The 17082-nt window shown below is 43.6% G+C and carries 13 protein-coding genes; 2 read left to right on the forward strand and 11 right to left on the reverse strand.

Annotated features, from left to right (window positions below):
* Positions 1–2: 2 nt before the first annotated feature.
* Positions 3–194 carry a hypothetical protein gene (locus ACM0OX_RS11300; RefSeq protein ID WP_292730127.1) on the forward strand — a complete coding sequence of 64 codons (192 nt, stop codon included), beginning with the start codon at positions 3–5 and terminating at the stop codon, positions 192–194.
* A gap of 24 nt (positions 195–218) precedes the next feature.
* Here ACM0OX_RS11300 and ACM0OX_RS11305 read toward each other — a convergent pair whose 3' ends face one another.
* From ACM0OX_RS11305 to ACM0OX_RS11330, 6 genes are all read right to left on the reverse strand, one after another.
* Complete coding sequence (locus ACM0OX_RS11305; protein ID WP_414514949.1) at positions 219–2825, reverse strand: chloride channel protein; 2607 nt, start codon at positions 2823–2825, stop codon at positions 219–221.
* A 210-nt stretch (positions 2826–3035) separates the two neighbouring features.
* On the reverse strand, positions 3036–4349 hold the full coding sequence (locus ACM0OX_RS11310; protein WP_414514950.1) for a TldD/PmbA family protein: 1314 nt from the start codon (positions 4347–4349) through the stop codon (positions 3036–3038).
* A 323-nt stretch (positions 4350–4672) separates the two neighbouring features.
* Positions 4673–5533 carry a Tab2/Atab2 family RNA-binding protein gene (locus ACM0OX_RS11315; protein ID WP_414514951.1) on the reverse strand — a complete coding sequence of 287 codons (861 nt, stop codon included), beginning with the start codon at positions 5531–5533 and terminating at the stop codon, positions 4673–4675.
* A 145-nt stretch (positions 5534–5678) separates the two neighbouring features.
* Positions 5679–6011 (reverse strand): hypothetical protein, encoded by a 333-nt coding sequence (locus ACM0OX_RS11320; protein ID WP_414514952.1) that lies wholly within the window; start codon positions 6009–6011, stop codon positions 5679–5681.
* A 331-nt stretch (positions 6012–6342) separates the two neighbouring features.
* Positions 6343–6990 carry an HAD-IA family hydrolase gene (locus ACM0OX_RS11325; RefSeq protein WP_414514953.1) on the reverse strand — a complete coding sequence of 216 codons (648 nt, stop codon included), beginning with the start codon at positions 6988–6990 and terminating at the stop codon, positions 6343–6345.
* Positions 6991–7248: 258 nt separating this feature from the next.
* Complete coding sequence (locus ACM0OX_RS11330) at positions 7249–8442, reverse strand: NAD(P)/FAD-dependent oxidoreductase (protein ID WP_414514954.1); 1194 nt, start codon at positions 8440–8442, stop codon at positions 7249–7251.
* 199 nt (positions 8443–8641) lie between these two features.
* Between ACM0OX_RS11330 and ACM0OX_RS11335 the strand changes: the two genes are divergently transcribed.
* A complete protein-coding gene (locus tag ACM0OX_RS11335) occupies positions 8642–9604 on the forward strand; it encodes a methyltransferase domain-containing protein (RefSeq protein WP_414514955.1) in 963 nt (320 codons plus the stop codon).
* 59 nt (positions 9605–9663) lie between these two features.
* Here ACM0OX_RS11335 and ACM0OX_RS11340 read toward each other — a convergent pair whose 3' ends face one another.
* From ACM0OX_RS11340 to ACM0OX_RS11360, 5 genes are all read right to left on the reverse strand, one after another.
* A complete protein-coding gene (locus tag ACM0OX_RS11340) occupies positions 9664–10332 on the reverse strand; it encodes a response regulator transcription factor (RefSeq protein ID WP_414514956.1) in 669 nt (222 codons plus the stop codon).
* Positions 10333–10444: 112 nt separating this feature from the next.
* Positions 10445–12049: a sensor histidine kinase gene (locus ACM0OX_RS11345; RefSeq protein ID WP_414514957.1), complete on the reverse strand. Its 1605-nt coding sequence runs from the start codon at positions 12047–12049 to the stop codon at positions 10445–10447.
* Between the two features lie 177 nt (positions 12050–12226).
* Positions 12227–14254, reverse strand: a complete 2028-nt coding sequence (locus tag ACM0OX_RS11350) for a protein kinase domain-containing protein (RefSeq protein ID WP_414514958.1) — start codon at positions 14252–14254, stop codon at positions 12227–12229.
* Between the two features lie 554 nt (positions 14255–14808).
* A complete protein-coding gene (locus tag ACM0OX_RS11355) occupies positions 14809–15903 on the reverse strand; it encodes a protein kinase domain-containing protein (RefSeq protein ID WP_414514959.1) in 1095 nt (364 codons plus the stop codon).
* A gap of 573 nt (positions 15904–16476) precedes the next feature.
* Entirely contained in the window at positions 16477–17037 is a 561-nt protein-coding gene (locus ACM0OX_RS11360) for a hypothetical protein (RefSeq protein WP_334898771.1), read from the reverse strand.
* Between the last annotated feature and the right edge of the window lie 45 nt (positions 17038–17082).

Below are 17082 nucleotides of genomic sequence, written 5' to 3' on the forward strand. Positions count from 1 at the left end.
TAATGGACGACTCAGTATTTGTTATATTTCTTGCCTTTGGATTTCTTTGGGTTTTGATGGGAGTTGTCGGTTGGATTGCGTTTCTCAAATCTGAGGGTGAGGAAATTAAGTTTGGTAAGTGGGGACTTATAGTTGCTATTCCAATCTTAATACCAATAATTTTTACTCTAATTATTGGTGTATTTTATCATTAAAAAAATCACTAAAATCTATGTTTTTTATTTTTGAATCGCACCTCTAACCAAAATCACTGTACTTTCAACACCAGAAGCGATCGCTTCGGGAATATTACCTTGAATCGCTTGCTGTAGCAATCCTTCTTGCGATGCTCCCAAAACTACAACATCGTAACCTTCGGTTTTAACTAAGTTAATCACACCTTCTGCGACTGAATTAGCTTGGATTGGGAGAGCAACTACACTACTGGACAACTTTCGCCGCCGCATCAGATGGCGGATAGCTTGTTCTGAAACTGACATATCTGGCTTGAATTCAAATGGCTTAAACACCTGTGTCAGATGAATTTTCGGATCATTTCCCAATGTAATTAAAGCCGGTAGCAAATTAATCGCCAGTGGGGAATTGGGGCCACCAGCCATCGGGACTAGCCAGCGATTGAAGGATTGCTGAATAGTGCCTAATTTTACTAATACGACTTCGCAGGTGGCTTGGCGAATGATGGTGTCAACAACGTTGCCAAAAATCCGACCAGGGGTAGATGTATTACCTTTCCATCCCATTAAGATTAGGTCGATGTGTTGTTCGTTGATTGTCTCCAAAATTGCCTGCGCCACATCGTGGGTAACTCGAATCTGGGTGTGTAAAGGAATTTTCCACTTTTTTGCTAAGACTTCTGCCTGTCGTAGCAAGCGGCGACTTTTTGCCGTTCTTACCTGTGTTTCTGATGGGGAACTGTGGCGGGGTATCAGCATCACTTGCACGCAATCTATTTCATAATGGCGATCGCGGGCAATAGCTGCTGCCATTTGTAATAAAACACCTGCTGTTTCGGGATTTGCTACGGGTACTAATAATCTACCTCTACCAATGCTGGGCGATCGCGTCTGGTAAACTATGTATGAAGGTTCTGGTCGCAGTTTCGGTGTCGCATTCTCACAATTGAGATGATCTGCTTCCGCCCGAATAATATCTGCACGGGTAATAATCCCAATCAGTTTTCGTCTATCTACCACCGGTAAACGACTGATTTGATAGCGATCGAGTAAATATAGTACATTACTGAGGGTGTGAATTGGTGATACTGTCATCGGGACAGATGTCATAATTTCTTTTAAGAAAATATCGGCTAAATTGCGATCGCGCAGTGTGTGGTTTGTACCCTCGCGAATTTTTAACAAATCTGATTGCGTTACAATTCCCACTAACTTGCTATCTTCTACCACAGGGAAACCACGATGATGGGAACGAGCAAAAGCTTGCATTGCTTCTTCCAAGCTCATCTCTGCATCTAGAGTTTCTACTCGTTCTTGCATCACATCTTTTGCAGTTAACTTGGTTAATGCTCCTTCCATCGCAACTTCTTTGGTAAGAGTAATACCTTTTAACTCCAAAAGTTTCTCATAAAGCGAACCAGGTACTACCTTATCCGCAACCAGGTAAGCTGCGACAGAAACAATCATCAAAGGTAGCACTAGGTTGAAATCTGTAGTCATCTCAAAGACAATCACAATTGCTGTGATTGGCACTTTGGAAACGGCGCTAAAAAATCCACCCATACCCGCTAGGGCATAAGTCGTAGGAGAACCAACTCCGGTGATATATAACTCAGATACACCGATGATGTGTCCTAAACAAGAACCTAAAATCAGACTGGGAGCGAATAATCCCCCCGGCGCTCCCGAACCAAATGCAATCAGTGTGAGGATGAACTGGGCGGCAAAGGCGATCGCTGCGACGCTAGGAGGGGAGCTTCCAGTAATTAATGACTCCCGCAATCCCGTATTATCACGGAAGGATGGGGGCAGCATAGCCACGACAACACCAGAGATAAATCCAGCTAAAGCCACCCGCAAGGGTAAGCTGATGTGTAATCTTCGATAAAATTTAATACTAAATATAATACCGCGATTAAACAATGCACCAAACAAGCCTGCCAAAATACCTAACAGGATGAAAAAGGGAATTTCTGGGATGGAGAATTGGCTGGAAGATTTTACTAATTGCAAGTTAAGGTCAAGAGAGCCACCACCTAAAAGTCGGGATATCACGCCACCAATAAAAGAGGCGATAATGGCAGTTCCGAGAGTCAATCCTGATAAATCTTGGAGTAATTCTTCAACAATAAATAAGACACCTGCGATCGGGGCATTGAAAGCAGCAGCCAAACCTGCACCCGCACCAGCTGCAATCATCTGCCGTCGATGATCTGGGGAAGTGGGAACCCAACGACTCATCCCTGCTGCCAAACCAGCCCCTACTTGGACAGTAGGGCCTTGCCGTCCCAGAGTCATGCCGGAACCGATGGCGATGATGGCACTGAATAACTTCACAACTGCTACCCGCCAAGATAATGTCACAGGCACATTGGCCAGAGAAGCTTTGACTTGCGGAATACCGCTACCAGCAGCCTCCGGTGCTAATCTATCCACCAACCATCCAGCCAGAAATCCCAGGACAAGACCAATTGCAGGTAGTACCAGCCATGCTGGCAAAAGGTGGGTAGTATGCACTCGCCATGTCCCCAACCATCCCGATCCGACTTTCAGGAATACCGCAGATAGAGCAGCAACCAGACCGATAATACAGGCTTCGGCGATCGCTAAACCTCTTCTAGGCTGCCACCAGGTGCGAAAACGCTGATTCATACCAGTTTTGGATTTTAAATTTTGGATTACAAATCTTTCCTAAAAAGCTGTTTAGTGGAATCTTAGAGGATGGTTTAAAAGTCTATATCAAGGCTCATATCCCCGACTTCTTTAAGAAGTCGGGGATATTGTTATTCACAAATAATTTAGGATCGCTATACAAAAGCACTCTCCCCAATTACGAATTACGAATTACGAATTACGAATTACTTAATTGCTTCTCCCCGTAGTAGATAGCCCTTCTACTATCAGAGACGGAGTATAACAAGAACCATTCCAATCAACATCGTTGCCTAGTGTAACCAATTGCTTCAGGGCTGTGTAAACATTACCTGCAACCATCGTATCCTTAACACGCCCAATTACTTGACCATTTTGGACGCGGTAGCCTAAATCGACATTGATCGAAAAATCTCCCGAAATACTGCCGCCACCACCCAACATTTGATCGATAACCAAGCCATCATCTAGTTGTTGAATCAAATCTGGTAGCGATGCCGAACCTGGCTGGATGAGAAAATTAAATAAACCAGGGGTGGGATAGCTACCTAAACCAGGGCGAAAACCATTTCCAGTGGTGTTAGTACCCAGTTGGGAGCCGGTAGTGCGATCGCTATAGAAATGCTGTAAAGTTCCATTTTGGATAAATACCAGAGATTTAGTAGGAGTGCCTTCATCATCAAAAGGGCAACTGTAAGGGCCAGCTTCGGGATCTTGATAGAGGGTGAGACTGGGTGCAACTACTTCCTTACCCAAACGTTCTGCCCAAGGTGAAGCTGCTTCTAAAACTCGCTTGCCATTCAAAGCGGCTTGTACAGTACCCCAAAGCATATCAGCGGCTTTAGAAGTGAACAAAATCGGCACACGACCAGTAGGAGGTGAGATATTTTCACTCGACCAAATTAACCGTTGTAAAATTTGGTTAGCTAATCTCTCTGGGTCGAGTTCCCCGCGCTTGGTTTGACCATCAGCAACACTTAAAAAATCATCACCACGCACCCATTCTGCTGATATATAGCAGCTGAGGGTAGTGTCTGTATAGTGACAATCTAAACCTTTGGTGTTGACTAGTCTGGTGGTTTCAATATCACATTCCCAGTCACCATTGCATACAACATCGGGATAGGCATCACGGATGAGTGCGATCGCTTCTTTGCCCCAGTCCACCAGAACTTCTATCGGTAAACTTTCTCCTAAATCGGGATAGTCAGGCTGAAAGTTAGAACCTAATTCTACAGTTTCCGGTTGATTTAGTTGACTTAGAGCCAGAGCTTTTTCCACCATTACTTCGGCTAAGACAGAACCGTAAGCCACCGTCAGTCCCGGACGCCCATTTCGCCAAAGCCGTAATGCTGTGCCTTCAGATTGGTTAGTTTCTAGCTGTTTGAGTCGGTTTGCCTCAAAAAACACTGGGCGAGAAAGCGATCGCGACTGATACACTTCAGCAGCTTCTGCTCCAGATTTTATAGCTAGTTCCAGCAACTGTTCGGCGAGTGTATCTTGTGACAAATTTTCAGAACCCATGACCCTTAGTGAATTGTGGATTTTGAACCGCATATCAACGCTGTCTCAAGAGAAGTGCGATGTCTACGACGGGCTACGCCTACGCACTTTCCAGTGATGAACGCGGATAACTATCCAAAAATCATCAGTGTTTCTTTACAGTTACGATTGGAAACCGCAGATCGACACTGATGGACGCAGTTAATTATCCCAAATCATTGTCATGTCTCAACGGATCTAGTCATTTGTCATTCGTTATTTGTCATTGGGCACAAGATACAGAGGGACAGAGGGGAAAAACTTACTGCAACTTCTCCCCTACTCCCTTGCTCCCCTGCCCATTTTCACAGATTAACCTCTTGCAACAGCCAAAAACCAGCAAAAGATTCTGCTTTGGGATCGGACTGTACGCCGATAAAATGTACTCCATTCGCTTTTTGCTTGGCTGCTTCAAAACCTTTAGCTTCTGCTAAAATTTGAGGTTTTTTGATATTTGCCACAATCCAACTTTCAGTTACACCAGTTTCTAAAACCAATCTCGCCTCCTCGCTGGTGTCAAATCTTAAAAAAGCCAACTCCAAACCAGACATCCACCCAGCCAAGGGCAACGCTCTCGATGAGAAAATCAAAATACCAGGAATACGAGCTTCAGGTGAAACTTTCGCCAACTCTAAAGGGAAAGCTTCACCAAAACCAATTTCCCACTCTGGCATATCAGCAAAATCCGCAGCATCTAAAGTAACAAATACCCACTGCTGTCCTTCCAAGGCATCTGGTAAACGTTGCGGCAAAGGTTTCTCCAAGCGGACTGAGGGATTAGTCCCCCCTTGATACCCCGCCTCTTGAGGATACACTTCTTCCATCCGCTGTTCTAACCATTGGTTGAGAACCAAAGTGCGGCGGCTAGCCTGGGCGGGAATGCCTATATCTTGGCAGGCTTTAGTAATCATATTGTTCATTTGGCGGCGGAAAAAGCGGATTTTAATTGGTGCTTTTCCAGCTTGGTCAATAGCCTCCTGCAATGCTGTCCGCAACCAGCCCGAATTTACCTGGGTACTGGGACAATATTGAGCATAGCGAAACAAAGAGTCTACTTTTGCGCCGATATCCAACGGGCTTTCGCAGACTAAGACTTCCCAAACTTTTTTTTGATTATCGTCCAAAATCGGACGAGAGTAAAAATCGATTTCCCAAATACTGCCCATGTTTTGCGGTAAAAATCTGGCTGTTATGTTTTCCTGATATCTCGATCATACGAGTGTTGGGGCAGCATTTGGCATTGGAAATTGGGATTGGGAGTGGGGAGTGGGGGATGAATGGAGTTCTGAGGCGTTTGCAAAAGTGTGCAACTTAAGTTTCTTGAGGTGAAGAATTAATTCGCTTTTGCAATTCTGCTTCAAACTCCTCCTGCAAGATATCGAGTAGCGGAATCAGAACTCTCTCAGCGCGGCGGCTTTTGGCAGCAATGTAACCATAAATTAAAGTGAACAGCGTTGAGTAAAACAGGGCAATAAACATTCGCAGGGTTGAGCGCCCAGCGTAATATGGTAAATTACGCGGGTCAAGACTGATACCTGGTACTACATCTGGTGGTACAAAGCTCACCAATGTTCCAGCACCAACACGCGCAATCAACGCCAGCAGTACTAATGTGCCAAGAATGAGGGCAATAAGCTGTTCCACATTTAAATTGCATAATTACGGCGGGCAAGATGCCCACCCCACAAGAGTTATATAAATTTTAGATATGCAAACTAGATGTGGTTTAGCTTATCAGCCAGACCAAAAGGGAACCTCGGAGTGCTTCAGGGGAAGGAAAAGTTTGCTTCAGCATTTAACGATAATTAGAGGGCTGGCATACCTTTTTTGAGCTAATAATACATTACTGCCCCCCGTGTACAACGGTAAATAATCTAGTTTATGGTGAATTAACTCTGCTGCGATCGCTAACGAAGTAGTTTATGTTTTAGCGTATTACAGTTGAGATGATACAGTTTTCACTGTCGATCAACCCTCATTTTCCCCGGTTAATCCAAACGCCTCTGAGTCCAGCTGCTTTAGCTGCATGATAGTCTTCTACAATGCTATCGCCGATATGCCATGCCGCCTCTGGGGAACATTTATGTTTATCTAAGGCAATGGCAAAAATTTGCGGGTCGGGTTTAGCTGCACGTACCTGTGTAGAAATGGTGACGGAGGTAAAAAACTCTCTCAATCCCAAACTTTGCAATACTGAATAAATCCGAGAATCAAAATTGGATAGCACCCCTAAGCTAACTCCCAAGCGCCGCCAGTTGATTAAAGCAGGTAAGACATCGGGATAGACAAACCACGGTTCGCCAGTGCCAAAGTGAATGTAAAGTTCGCTAAAAAAAGCCGAAAAGTCAGAAAATTCCTTGAGAACACCTGCCCTTTCAAAAGTGTTCAGAGCAATTATCCGCCACCAATCAAACTCGCGCTGGGGAATATCTTGCAGTTCTGCATCAGGAAATATCGGCGGCGGCGCTGTTTTAAAGCTTTGGATGAAAGCTGTATTTAATGTTTCGGCTGAAACTGTAACGTCAAATTCCTGGGCTATCTGACTATAAACTTTGCCCACACTACCTTTGACATCGAAGAGTGTACCCACAGCATCTAAAAAAATAACTTTCGGTTGTTCCATTAAAGTTTGAAAATTTTGAATGTTGAATGTTACATTTCGGCTTGTTAAAGAGCTTCTGTGGGTAGAGTCTAGCATCTGCTAAGTAGGATGGCAGAAATAAAGCAAATAACCGTAAATTTGTTGGTTCTTTACCAACGTCCGTCAGGAGTGCTGTTAGCGGATAGCTAAGGTTTAGCCCGTGCTGAGTTGGGAATCTCACTTTTTTACTCGGAACTGGAAACTGGGAAGAGCCACAAATGACCAATGACTAACCTGAAGTTATCGAGAAAGTGTTTCTATAATCGGACGGAATAGCCAATTAAAACCAACTTTCAGCTGATGGTCTAAAGTTGGCAATCTATATAAATAAGCAGCACGACGGGCAACGTATGCCAAGGGGCCATCTAGTTTAATTCCCAAACCAGTGAGAGTGGCGTTGTCTATTCCTAGTGCCATCATTTCTCCTAACTGTTGGTAGTGGAAGGGAAGGAGGGGGCGATTAGTCACAGTTGCCCAGATATTCCAAGCAGTATAATCAGCTTGTTGAAAAGCCGCTTGTGCCGTAGCAGGGACTTGCTGTCCTTCAGCATCATGACAATCTGCTAAATCTCCCAAGGCAAAGATTTCTGGACGATCGAGGACTTGCAGATTGGATGTAGTGATGATTTGACCGCGCTGATTTTGCTTGAGAGGAAGAGATTTTACTACGGGCGCAACCCTAGTTCCTACAGTCCAAATTACCAAATCCACGGGAATCGTATCTAGCTGGTTTTTGTACTCTAGGGAAATACTATTTTGTTCGATTGATTCGATTTTGGTTTCTAAATCAAGAAATACGCCACGGGCATCTAAAGCTTTTTTTGCTGCTTCCCGATTAAACTCTGGGGAAGTTCGCAAAATTTGGTCGGCGATTTCAACGATCCGAAAGCGTCCTCTTTCGCCTAGTCTGTCGGCTAACTTACAGGCTAACTCTACACCACTGTAGCCAGCCCCAACGATCGCTACCCGAATTTTATCAGCATCGGATTCTTCTAAAAATCGCAGGCGTTCTTCTAAACGATAGGCATCAGAGATGGTGCGGAATGTGTAGGCATAGGCTGCTGCACCAGGGACTAAATCTAGTGGTGTCTCACCTCCTAGCGCCAGCACTAATCGGTCGTAAGGAATTTCCGGGCCTTCTTGAATATTTACCCGTTGCTGGTCGATGTCAATTCCAGACACAACACCTTGATAAAAACGCACCCCTGTGCCTTGTAAAAGTTCTTCAAAGGGTGGGGCAATTTCCCAGGTTTGCAGTTCGCCAGTGAGTAATTCGTAAAGTAAAGGAGAGAATAGGAAGCGATCGCTTCGATCTACCAGAACAATTTCGGGTTTTTGCGTAGGTTCCCAAGGTAATTGGCTTAACCGCAGGGCTGTGTAGAGACCACCAAAGCCTCCACCAAGGATACAAATTCTAGAAGTTTGTTCAGTCATCTATTCTATGTTATGGAACAATCAATATTAATTAGGCAACTAACTTCAGGGTAACTGAAAGTTTAGGTTTCAAAACCCTCCATTTGTATGAATGGTTTTAACATCGCTAACTCAACACTGCTTGGGTGAGAAAATTGGACAGCTTGCAGTCTAACAATTGGATAAACTTGTTGTTAGAAAAGATTAAGGTTTTATTTCCATGAGTTGGTTTTTTTCGACGCTGGGAGTTTTCTTGGCACTAATGACGATTTTGCTAGCGTTGTATCTAATCACTGCAAGGACTTATCAATCATCTAACTCTGTAGCCAATTCCTATGACGAATGGACTGAAGACGGGATTTTGGAATTTTACTGGGGCGAACATATCCACTTAGGTCATTATGGTTCGCCACCACAACGAAAGGATTTTCTCACTGCTAAATCTGACTTTGTGCATGAAATGGTACGTTGGGGTGGTTTAGATAAATTACCCCGTGGCACCACTGTCTTAGATGTTGGCTGTGGAATTGGTGGTAGCAGTCGCATCTTGGCACGAGATTACGGTTTTGCAGTCACAGGTATTACCATTAGTCCCCAACAAGTCCAACGCGCCCAGCAGTTAACCCAAGAGGAACTTGATGTGCAGTTTCTTGTGGATGATGCTATGGCACTTTCTTTCCCAGATGCTAGTTTTGATGTAGTTTGGTCGATTGAAGCTGGGCCACACATGCCAGATAAAGCTATTTTTGCCAAAGAGTTGATACGGGTGCTAAAACCCGGTGGAGTGATGGTTTTAGCCGACTGGAATCAGAGAGACGATCGCCAAAAACCGCTCAATTTTTGGGAGAAACGGGTAATGCGGCAACTATTAGATCAGTGGTCGCATCCGGCTTTCTCCAGTATTGAAGGCTTTTCCGAGCTTTTGGCAGCAACAGGATTAGTCAAGGGGGAAGTGATAACGACAGACTGGACGAAGCAAACACTTCCTTCTTGGCTAGATTCCATCTGGCAAGGGGTGACTCGACCAGAGGGATTGGTGCGTTTTGGTCTATCTGGTTTCATTAAATCTCTGCGAGAAGTACCTACCCTCCTACTGATGCGGCTAGCATTTAGCGCAGGTCTATGCCGATTCGGGATGTTCCGCGCAATCAGAGCTAACTCGTTGCAGAAATCAACTGGGTAGCGTCTGTCCCTGTCTACGAATTTCCCTTGATTAGCAAGGACTAATTGACGCTATTGATATTAGGTTCGCAAACGATAACCCATCCCTCTAACGGTTTCAATGATGTTGTTGCCTAGTTTCTTGCGAAGATAACCAACATAGACATCAACAATATTAGAACCTGGATTATAGTCGTAACCCCAAACGAAATCTAGGAGTTGTTCTCGACTAATCACTTGTCCGGGATGACGACAAAACATTTCTGCCATTGTAAATTCACGAGCAGTTAATTCTACAAAGCGATCGCCTACTTTTACCCGTCGAGTCCGCAAATCTAGTACCACATTACCCGCTGTGAGGATAAACTCTTGGGTATCTCTCACCGGCCTAGCAGATCGCAAACGCAACTTTAACCGCGCCAGAAGTTCTTCAAATCGGAAAGGTTTGGTGACATAATCATCCGCGCCTCCTTCTAGTCCAGCAACTTTATCGTGAATGTCACTCCGAGCCGAGAGAATAATTACAGGCAAGTCTTCTCCCTGTCCCCGCAGTTCTTCCAATACCTGAAATCCATCTTTTCCAGGTAATCCCAAATCCAAAATTAGTAAGTCAAAAGCCCCACTGTGTACAACATCCACCACATACAGTCCGTCGGCAACTGTTGTCGTTGTAAAACCTTGCGATCGCAATCCTTTCTGAATAAATGAGGCAATGCGGGGTTCATCTTCAGCGATGAGAATGTTGGGCATAAGCCAATATAGTTTAGATAAGCACTCTTTACTTTCCTCGTATTCTGGGAAAAGGTTAAGGGGTAAGGGGTAAAGGATATATTTAAAACCTTTTCCCTTTCCCCTTTCACCTTTAACCAAACCGTATTGGGGCATAAGCACTCATTTCCTGCGGGGGATCGAGGGGTAAAACGATACTAAACATCGAACCTTTTCCTAGTTGACTCCGAAGCAATACCTGTCCATCATGCGCCTGTGCGATCGCTCGGACAATTGACAGCCCTAATCCTGCACCCTCGGAACGACGACGACTGTTATGAGTTCGAGCAAAACGTTCAAAAATCCGTCTTTGCTCGATAAGGGGAATGCCTTCGCCTGTATCGCGTACCCAGAAACGCACTTTTCCTTTAGCGATCGCAGAACCTATGGAAATAGTATCATTCTTTGCAGTATGCTGAGTCGCATTCTGGGCTAAATTCATTACAGCCTCAGTAATTCTCTGGCGATCGACTATAATCTGACCCTTTGCCACCGCATCTATTTGCCAGTCCCGCTCTGCCAGTGCCTGGGCTTTGGCAAATAACTCTTGGGTTAACTCGGCTACATTCACCGTCGCCAACTGCAAAAAATCTAAGCGTTCTGCCTTTGCCAGCAAAATCATATCATCCACCAGACGACTCATTCGGTCTAATTCTCCGATCACCAGTGCCAAGGTTTCCTGTTGCTCTTGAGGATCATCTCCCATCAGTTCCAAATGTCCGCGAATTATGGTAATGGGAGTCCTGAGTTCATGCCCAGCATCGTTGACAAATTCTCGCTGGGTGGCAAAAGCTGCTTCTAGTCTGTCCATCATTTCGTTGAATGTCGTTGCTAGTTCTGCCAGTTCTCCCTTACCTCGTGCAGGTAAGCGCTGGGTTAAATCTGACTCACTAATTGCATGGGCAGTGGTGGTAATTGTCCGTAGGGGAGCTAGCACCCGTCCCGCCGCCAACCATGCCAGAATGAACGACACCACAAACACTAAACTAGAAACTTCAATAATTACGGAAACTGCTTCCAGTGTCTCTGCTCGCTCACCATCTGTATTATGGGCAACAACAAAGACACCTCGCGTTTGTCCATTAATTGTAATCGGTTGCACCATGTAAAGGATTTTACTAATATCGGGGTCAGAAAATTCTTTTTCTCCCTGTTCTGGTTTAGTTTGTTTTGCCCAGCGTTCCATAAGTTGTGAGTCCTTGGCAAGTGGTTTGGGACGCGCTCTAGGGCTAGATTTATAAAATTCACCATCAACAAAGGTGATGAAATAAGAATCATCCTCTGGTAGTCGGTATAACAGATAAGCTCTGAAAAGCTTAATCAAATCTTCTTTGGAAGTGGGAGGAGTGATTTGTTTTTTTCCGGACAGCAACCATTTCAATTGCTCCGGGCCAATTACTATGTCTTCTGGATCGTCCTCAGTCAGCACATCTTCTGTAGCAAAGGTTTCACCTTTAATTAAGGCATTAAAAGCCGCCATATCTTCTACCATATCTTGACGAACTCGCTCATCAATGCGGTGGTAGAGCTTATAGCGAAAGGCGGGAATGGCGATGAGAAATGTTATCCCCAAAATCAGCAAGTACCAGAGCAAAATCCCGGTGCGTGCTTCTCCAAATACTTGCTGCCAACCCGAAAACAGCTTTGTTATTTTAATTCCAAACCTGCGATCGCGGCGATGGTTGGTGATGCTGCTCATTATTACCTCTCCCCATTTGAGACAGTTTATCGCAATTGGGGATCGTGGGCTGGGGAAAGGTTAAAGGGCAAGGGGGAAAGGTAAATTCAAACTCTTTCCCTTTCCCCTTAACCGAAAAGTATTGGGTTCAAAGGTGGATGAACGAGATTCTAACTCTCCCTCATCCCCAATCCCCATTCACTGAGACAACCGCCAAATCTTAATCGTGTTATCTTCACTACCGCTAACAAGGGTTTTGCCATCAGGAGTGAAGGTAACAGATGTGACGGTGTTGGTGTGCCCCGCCAATGTGAGAATTTCTTCTCCTGTAGCTGTATTCCACAGTTTGATAGTGCGATCGCGGCTACCACTAGCAATAATTTTACCATCGGCACTGAAGGCTACGGATGTGACAGTGTTGCCATGTCCCGCTAGGGTGCGAAGTTCTCTTCCGGTAGCTAAATTCCAAAGTTTGATGGTGCGATCGCGGCTAGCACTGGCTAAAGTTTTACCATTTGGGCTAATAGCCACAGTTGTCACTGTTTGAGAATTTCCTTCTAGTGTGCGGATTGGGTATCCTTTTGCTAGATTCCAGATTTTGATCGTCTTGTCAAAACTGCCACTGGCTAGAATCACACCATTAGGACTAATAGCCACCGATCGCACCCAGAATGTATGCCCTGCTAGTGTCCGAATTTGCTCTCCTGTTGCCAAATCCCAGATTTTAATCGTGTTGTCATCACTGCCAGTAACTAGAGTCTCGCTATCAGCACTGATGGCTAGGGCATGAACTGAGTCAGAATGCCCTATAAGAGTGCGAATTTGTTTTCGCGTTGCCAAATTCCAGATTTTAATGGTGTTGTCATCACTAGCACTAACCAGAAGTTTGCCATCTGGACTAATTACTACGACATTCACCTGCTGAAAATGCCCGTTGAGTGAAGCGATTAGTTTTCCGGTTGCGAGATTCCAAAGTTTGATTGTGCGATCGTCGCCACTGCTGGCTATGGTTTTACCATCGGGGCTGATGGCGACAGATAAAACTGAGTTTTCGTGTCCTTGGAGGGTGTTAGCTAAGGAAACCTTACCCAAGCTAATCTGACTCAAAATCGCATCATTTTTACTAGGACTATTTTGTTGAATCAACCTAGAGACCAAACTGGTTTGAATCCGGCGAAAATTTTTATACCAAGATTCGCTGAATCCAAATAACAGAATGAAAGCACTTACTAAGATTAAAATTCTCAGTAAGGGATAACTTTTTGGTAAAACTGGTGCTTTAGTTGGTGGTAATTTCCCAGATGACTTACCCGCAGGTGGCAGTGCGAGGAGTTGTTTGGGAGTCAAGTCTCTCAGGACTTCTTCGGCTGACTGGTAACGTTCCTGGATATCTTTTTTTAAAAGCTTGTCGATGACAAAATCCAATTCAGGATTGATTGGACTCCGCAAATATTCTCGCCAATTACTTACCCAGGCGTACCCAGATTCCATCCACAACTGAAACGGGGAATTTCCCGTTAGCAGATGAAAGCAGGTAGCCCCCACACCAAACAAGTCGCTGGCGGGGAAAGCTTTCCCATCTCTAATTTGTTCTAGGGGAGAATAACCATGCGAACCAATGGATGTGCCAGATTTCTGCTGAACTTTGGCGGTAAATTGCTTTGAGGAGCCAAAATCAATCAGGCATAATCGTCCATCATTTTTATTGCGGATAATATTTTCTGGTTTGATGTCTCGGTGAATAACTTTGCGATCGTGGATAAATTTTAGGATGGGTAGTAAATCTAGCAAAATAGATTGAATGTCTCTCGCGTTATAAGCCTTGCGCTGTTGCAACTCCTTTAACAAATTATCTCCATTAATAAACTGCTGCACCAAATACAGGCAGCCGTCTTGCTCAAAGTAAGCTATCAAAGTCGGAATTTGGGGATGTTCCCCCAGGTCTTGTAGTCGCTGCGCTTCTTCCGCAAACAACTCCATCGCCTTTTTTTGCGACCAAGTTCCTTGAAATTTTGGAGCTAATTGCTTGATAACACAGCGTTCATTGAGTTTATCTACGTCTTCTGATAGATAGGTTCTGCCAAATCCCCCCTCATCTGAAAGGACTCGGATCACACGAAAGCGATTTCTTAAAAGTGACACCAGCGGGGTGTTACAACTTTGGCAAAACTTCTTTCCATTGGGATTCAGGGGATTTGAGCAATCGGGATTTAAGCAGCAGATCATGATCTGACAGGCGCGACTGCATGACAACTTAGGCTAAGTTTGCCCCGAACTTTCCCTTAAGATAATTGACTCTCGCTTACTTGTGGTAGATAAACCCTGCTCTGGGGATTGGGGAATTACTTATATAGTTAGCTTTTGTAAATAGTAGTCAGTCTTCCTCATCTGTGGAAAACTACGAGAGCCATAAGATTAATTATTCTATCGATTATATAATAATCTGAATAAAAATATTTTTTGGAACTTTTAAACCTAGTAAATTTGCTTGTATCTTGGCAAGCAACAACTGACTAAGTATTGAAGAAAAACCCCGATTAATGAATCATTACTGACTATCAAATATAGTTAAAATGCTTACTAAATTTGTTTTGGCTATTTTAAATTGCCCATAATTAATTATTCATTTGATACTTTAGCCAAAAAAGGCTGCAACTTACAGCAGATTTCAAGGAAAGTGAGGTACACAAGCTAAGTCTGTTACCCAGGTATAAAGCATGTTTTACTCCTGTTAGCGCCGCGGGGCGTAGCCCATTCTGAATTCTGAATTCTGCTGTATGCTATCTTGTTTCCTTGAATCTTGCTCTCCATTTCCGAATGGCACTAGCAGTTCTGGCTACAGGTGGCATGTATACATCATAATTTTCGTGTTGTATAATTTCATGTTGGGTAATTTTGTTTTGTGTAATTTCGTGTTGTGTAATACTTTTATTATTTAATTTTTGGTTAGTTAGACAGTTAGCCAAAGTAGGCAAATAACTTTCACTACTTAAAGCTTTCATCACATCATCGGCAGTCTTAAACCGATCCTCTAAGGTGATTTTCACCATTTTTCCTAAAATCTGGGCGAAACTGTTGCTGATATTTACCTGTTTTTGCCAAGATATTTCACCAGTATTTGGGTCGTAGTCCAATTCTAAAGGACTTTTAGCAGTCAACATATAAATACAAGTTACACCCAGTGCATAAATATCACTGGCATAAACTGGACGTAGAGAAAACTGTTCTGGTGGTGCAAATCCCCTAGTCCCGATAAAGTTTGTATTTGCAGCTTGATTGATTGAGTTTTCACAAGCGTCAACTAATTTCTCTTTCACCGCACCAAAATCAATCAGCACTATGCGCCCATCATATTCACACCGCAATAAATTCTGAGGCTTAATATCCCGATGAATCACATGATGTTTATGAAGATACTGTAATACAGGTAATAACTCCTTTAAGAACTGCTTAACTGAGGATTCACTTTTGGGCCCAGTTTGCCGCACTTCTCGCGCCAAAGTCAAACCCGGCACATATTCTTGAATTAAAAAGAACTCCCCATTCGCCTGAAAGTAGTCTAATAGCATGGGAATTTGCGAATGACTACCGAGTTGCCCCAAAGTTCTTGCCTCTTTTTCAAAGCGCATACACGCCCTTTGCCAACTTTGGGGACTAGTGACTTTTGGACAAAGCTGTTTAATGACACACAGTGGATTCCCAGGTAATACGGCATTTTTGGCTAAAAATGTTACACCAAAACCACCTCTACCTAAAACTTGCAGTATTTCATAGCGATCGCGAAATAGCCGTTTGGAACCACACATCTGACTCAACTGAGTTTGTTGTGAAATGCTCTCTTGATAATTCGTTGTTTTTTGAGAAAAACGATTCATTAGTATAAAGTATCTGCTTTTAAATGTCTCTAATTCTATGGCAATTCTTTATTGGCAACAGTAAGATTACTGAATCTTTGCCAAATCCTCATTACTCTTCAAAAAGTAACAATAAATTTTTATAAAACTGGCCCTTTCACGGATGTGTCACAAGCTAATTTGTAGTTTGGTAAAGGTGAAAGTCTGTTGGTGGGTATTTATAACAATTTTGTATGAAGATGCACATAATAAAACCCCTCTAGTTTAGCAAAAGGGGGACGGCGTAGCCGGGGGTAAAATATGTAGTTTCACATTTAGTACATTTATAAAGATGCAAGTCCTTGCATTCTTTCGTTCGCGGAGCGTCCCGCAGGGATAGGATGTTTTTTTGACTATACAGCAGATTTTAAACTAGTTAAGTACACAACGATTCGTCTGTTAAGCTGTTCCACATTTAAATTGCATAATTACGGCGGGCAAGATGCCCACCCCACAAGAGTTATATAAATTTTTGATATGCAAACTAGATGTGGTTTAGCTTACCCAGGTATAAAGCGTATTTTACTCTTGAATTCTGAATTCTGCTGTAAGTACCTAAGCTGGTGGAGTTTGTGAAGAGAAAATATCTGTGAGATTCTCCTCAACCAGCAAATCTGGTGTTTGTATAATAAATGGGAGTTCGGCTCCCACAAGACCTCTTTGGATGCGTTCTAAAGTCTCACTAAAAACGATAAACAGAGGATATATAGCATTAGCTCCCTCACTCAAAATATGACTGTGACGGAGAGGCATCAACCACTCATAATCATTGTCTAGGCAAACTTGGGTTTGTCGCCAACGTCCTAACAAATCAGAAAAATCTTCGTGAGCGCGATGAATAAAGACTAAAATTTCTGCTCCAGTTTTGATTTTCCATTCTGGATCGCACATCAAAATTGCCACATCACAAGGTAAACAAATCGTTTGTGGGGCTGTTGTAGCAGTATTGCGAAGCCGGACAATTGGCAAAGGTATAGTAATGACACTTTCATCTGGACGGCGCAGACTGGGAATCATCTCCAAGTATGGCCGATATTGTTTTAGTAAGGCGATCGCAGCTAGATGATTGCTGTACTCTGCCAAACTCGCTTCGTACTGAGATTTTTGCACAGTCATAGTTTATTAAATAGTGAGGAGTGAGAAGTTAGGAGTTAGGAGTTA

Source organism: Nostoc sp. PCC 9305 (assembly GCF_963920915.1).
In the GTDB taxonomy this organism is placed as follows: Bacteria; Cyanobacteriota; Cyanobacteriia; order Cyanobacteriales; family Nostocaceae; genus Nostoc.

Coding starts and splice junctions, on each gene's coding strand:
- ACM0OX_RS11300 (WP_292730127.1), top strand. CDS start 3: ATGGACGACTCAGTATTTGTTATATTTCTTGCCTTTGGATTTCTTTGG.
- ACM0OX_RS11315 (WP_414514951.1), bottom strand. CDS start 5,533: ATGGGCAGTATTTGGGAAATCGATTTTTACTCTCGTCCGATTTTGGAC.
- ACM0OX_RS11310 (WP_414514950.1), bottom strand. CDS start 4,349: ATGGGTTCTGAAAATTTGTCACAAGATACACTCGCCGAACAGTTGCTG.
- ACM0OX_RS11360 (WP_334898771.1), bottom strand. CDS start 17,037: ATGACTGTGCAAAAATCTCAGTACGAAGCGAGTTTGGCAGAGTACAGC.
- ACM0OX_RS11345 (WP_414514957.1), bottom strand. CDS start 12,049: ATGAGCAGCATCACCAACCATCGCCGCGATCGCAGGTTTGGAATTAAA.
- ACM0OX_RS11335 (WP_414514955.1), top strand. CDS start 8,642: ATGAGTTGGTTTTTTTCGACGCTGGGAGTTTTCTTGGCACTAATGACG.
- ACM0OX_RS11330 (WP_414514954.1), bottom strand. CDS start 8,442: ATGACTGAACAAACTTCTAGAATTTGTATCCTTGGTGGAGGCTTTGGT.
- ACM0OX_RS11325 (WP_414514953.1), bottom strand. CDS start 6,990: ATGGAACAACCGAAAGTTATTTTTTTAGATGCTGTGGGTACACTCTTC.
- ACM0OX_RS11355 (WP_414514959.1), bottom strand. CDS start 15,903: ATGAATCGTTTTTCTCAAAAAACAACGAATTATCAAGAGAGCATTTCA.
- ACM0OX_RS11305 (WP_414514949.1), bottom strand. CDS start 2,825: ATGAATCAGCGTTTTCGCACCTGGTGGCAGCCTAGAAGAGGTTTAGCG.
- ACM0OX_RS11350 (WP_414514958.1), bottom strand. CDS start 14,254: ATGATCTGCTGCTTAAATCCCGATTGCTCAAATCCCCTGAATCCCAAT.
- ACM0OX_RS11340 (WP_414514956.1), bottom strand. CDS start 10,332: ATGCCCAACATTCTCATCGCTGAAGATGAACCCCGCATTGCCTCATTT.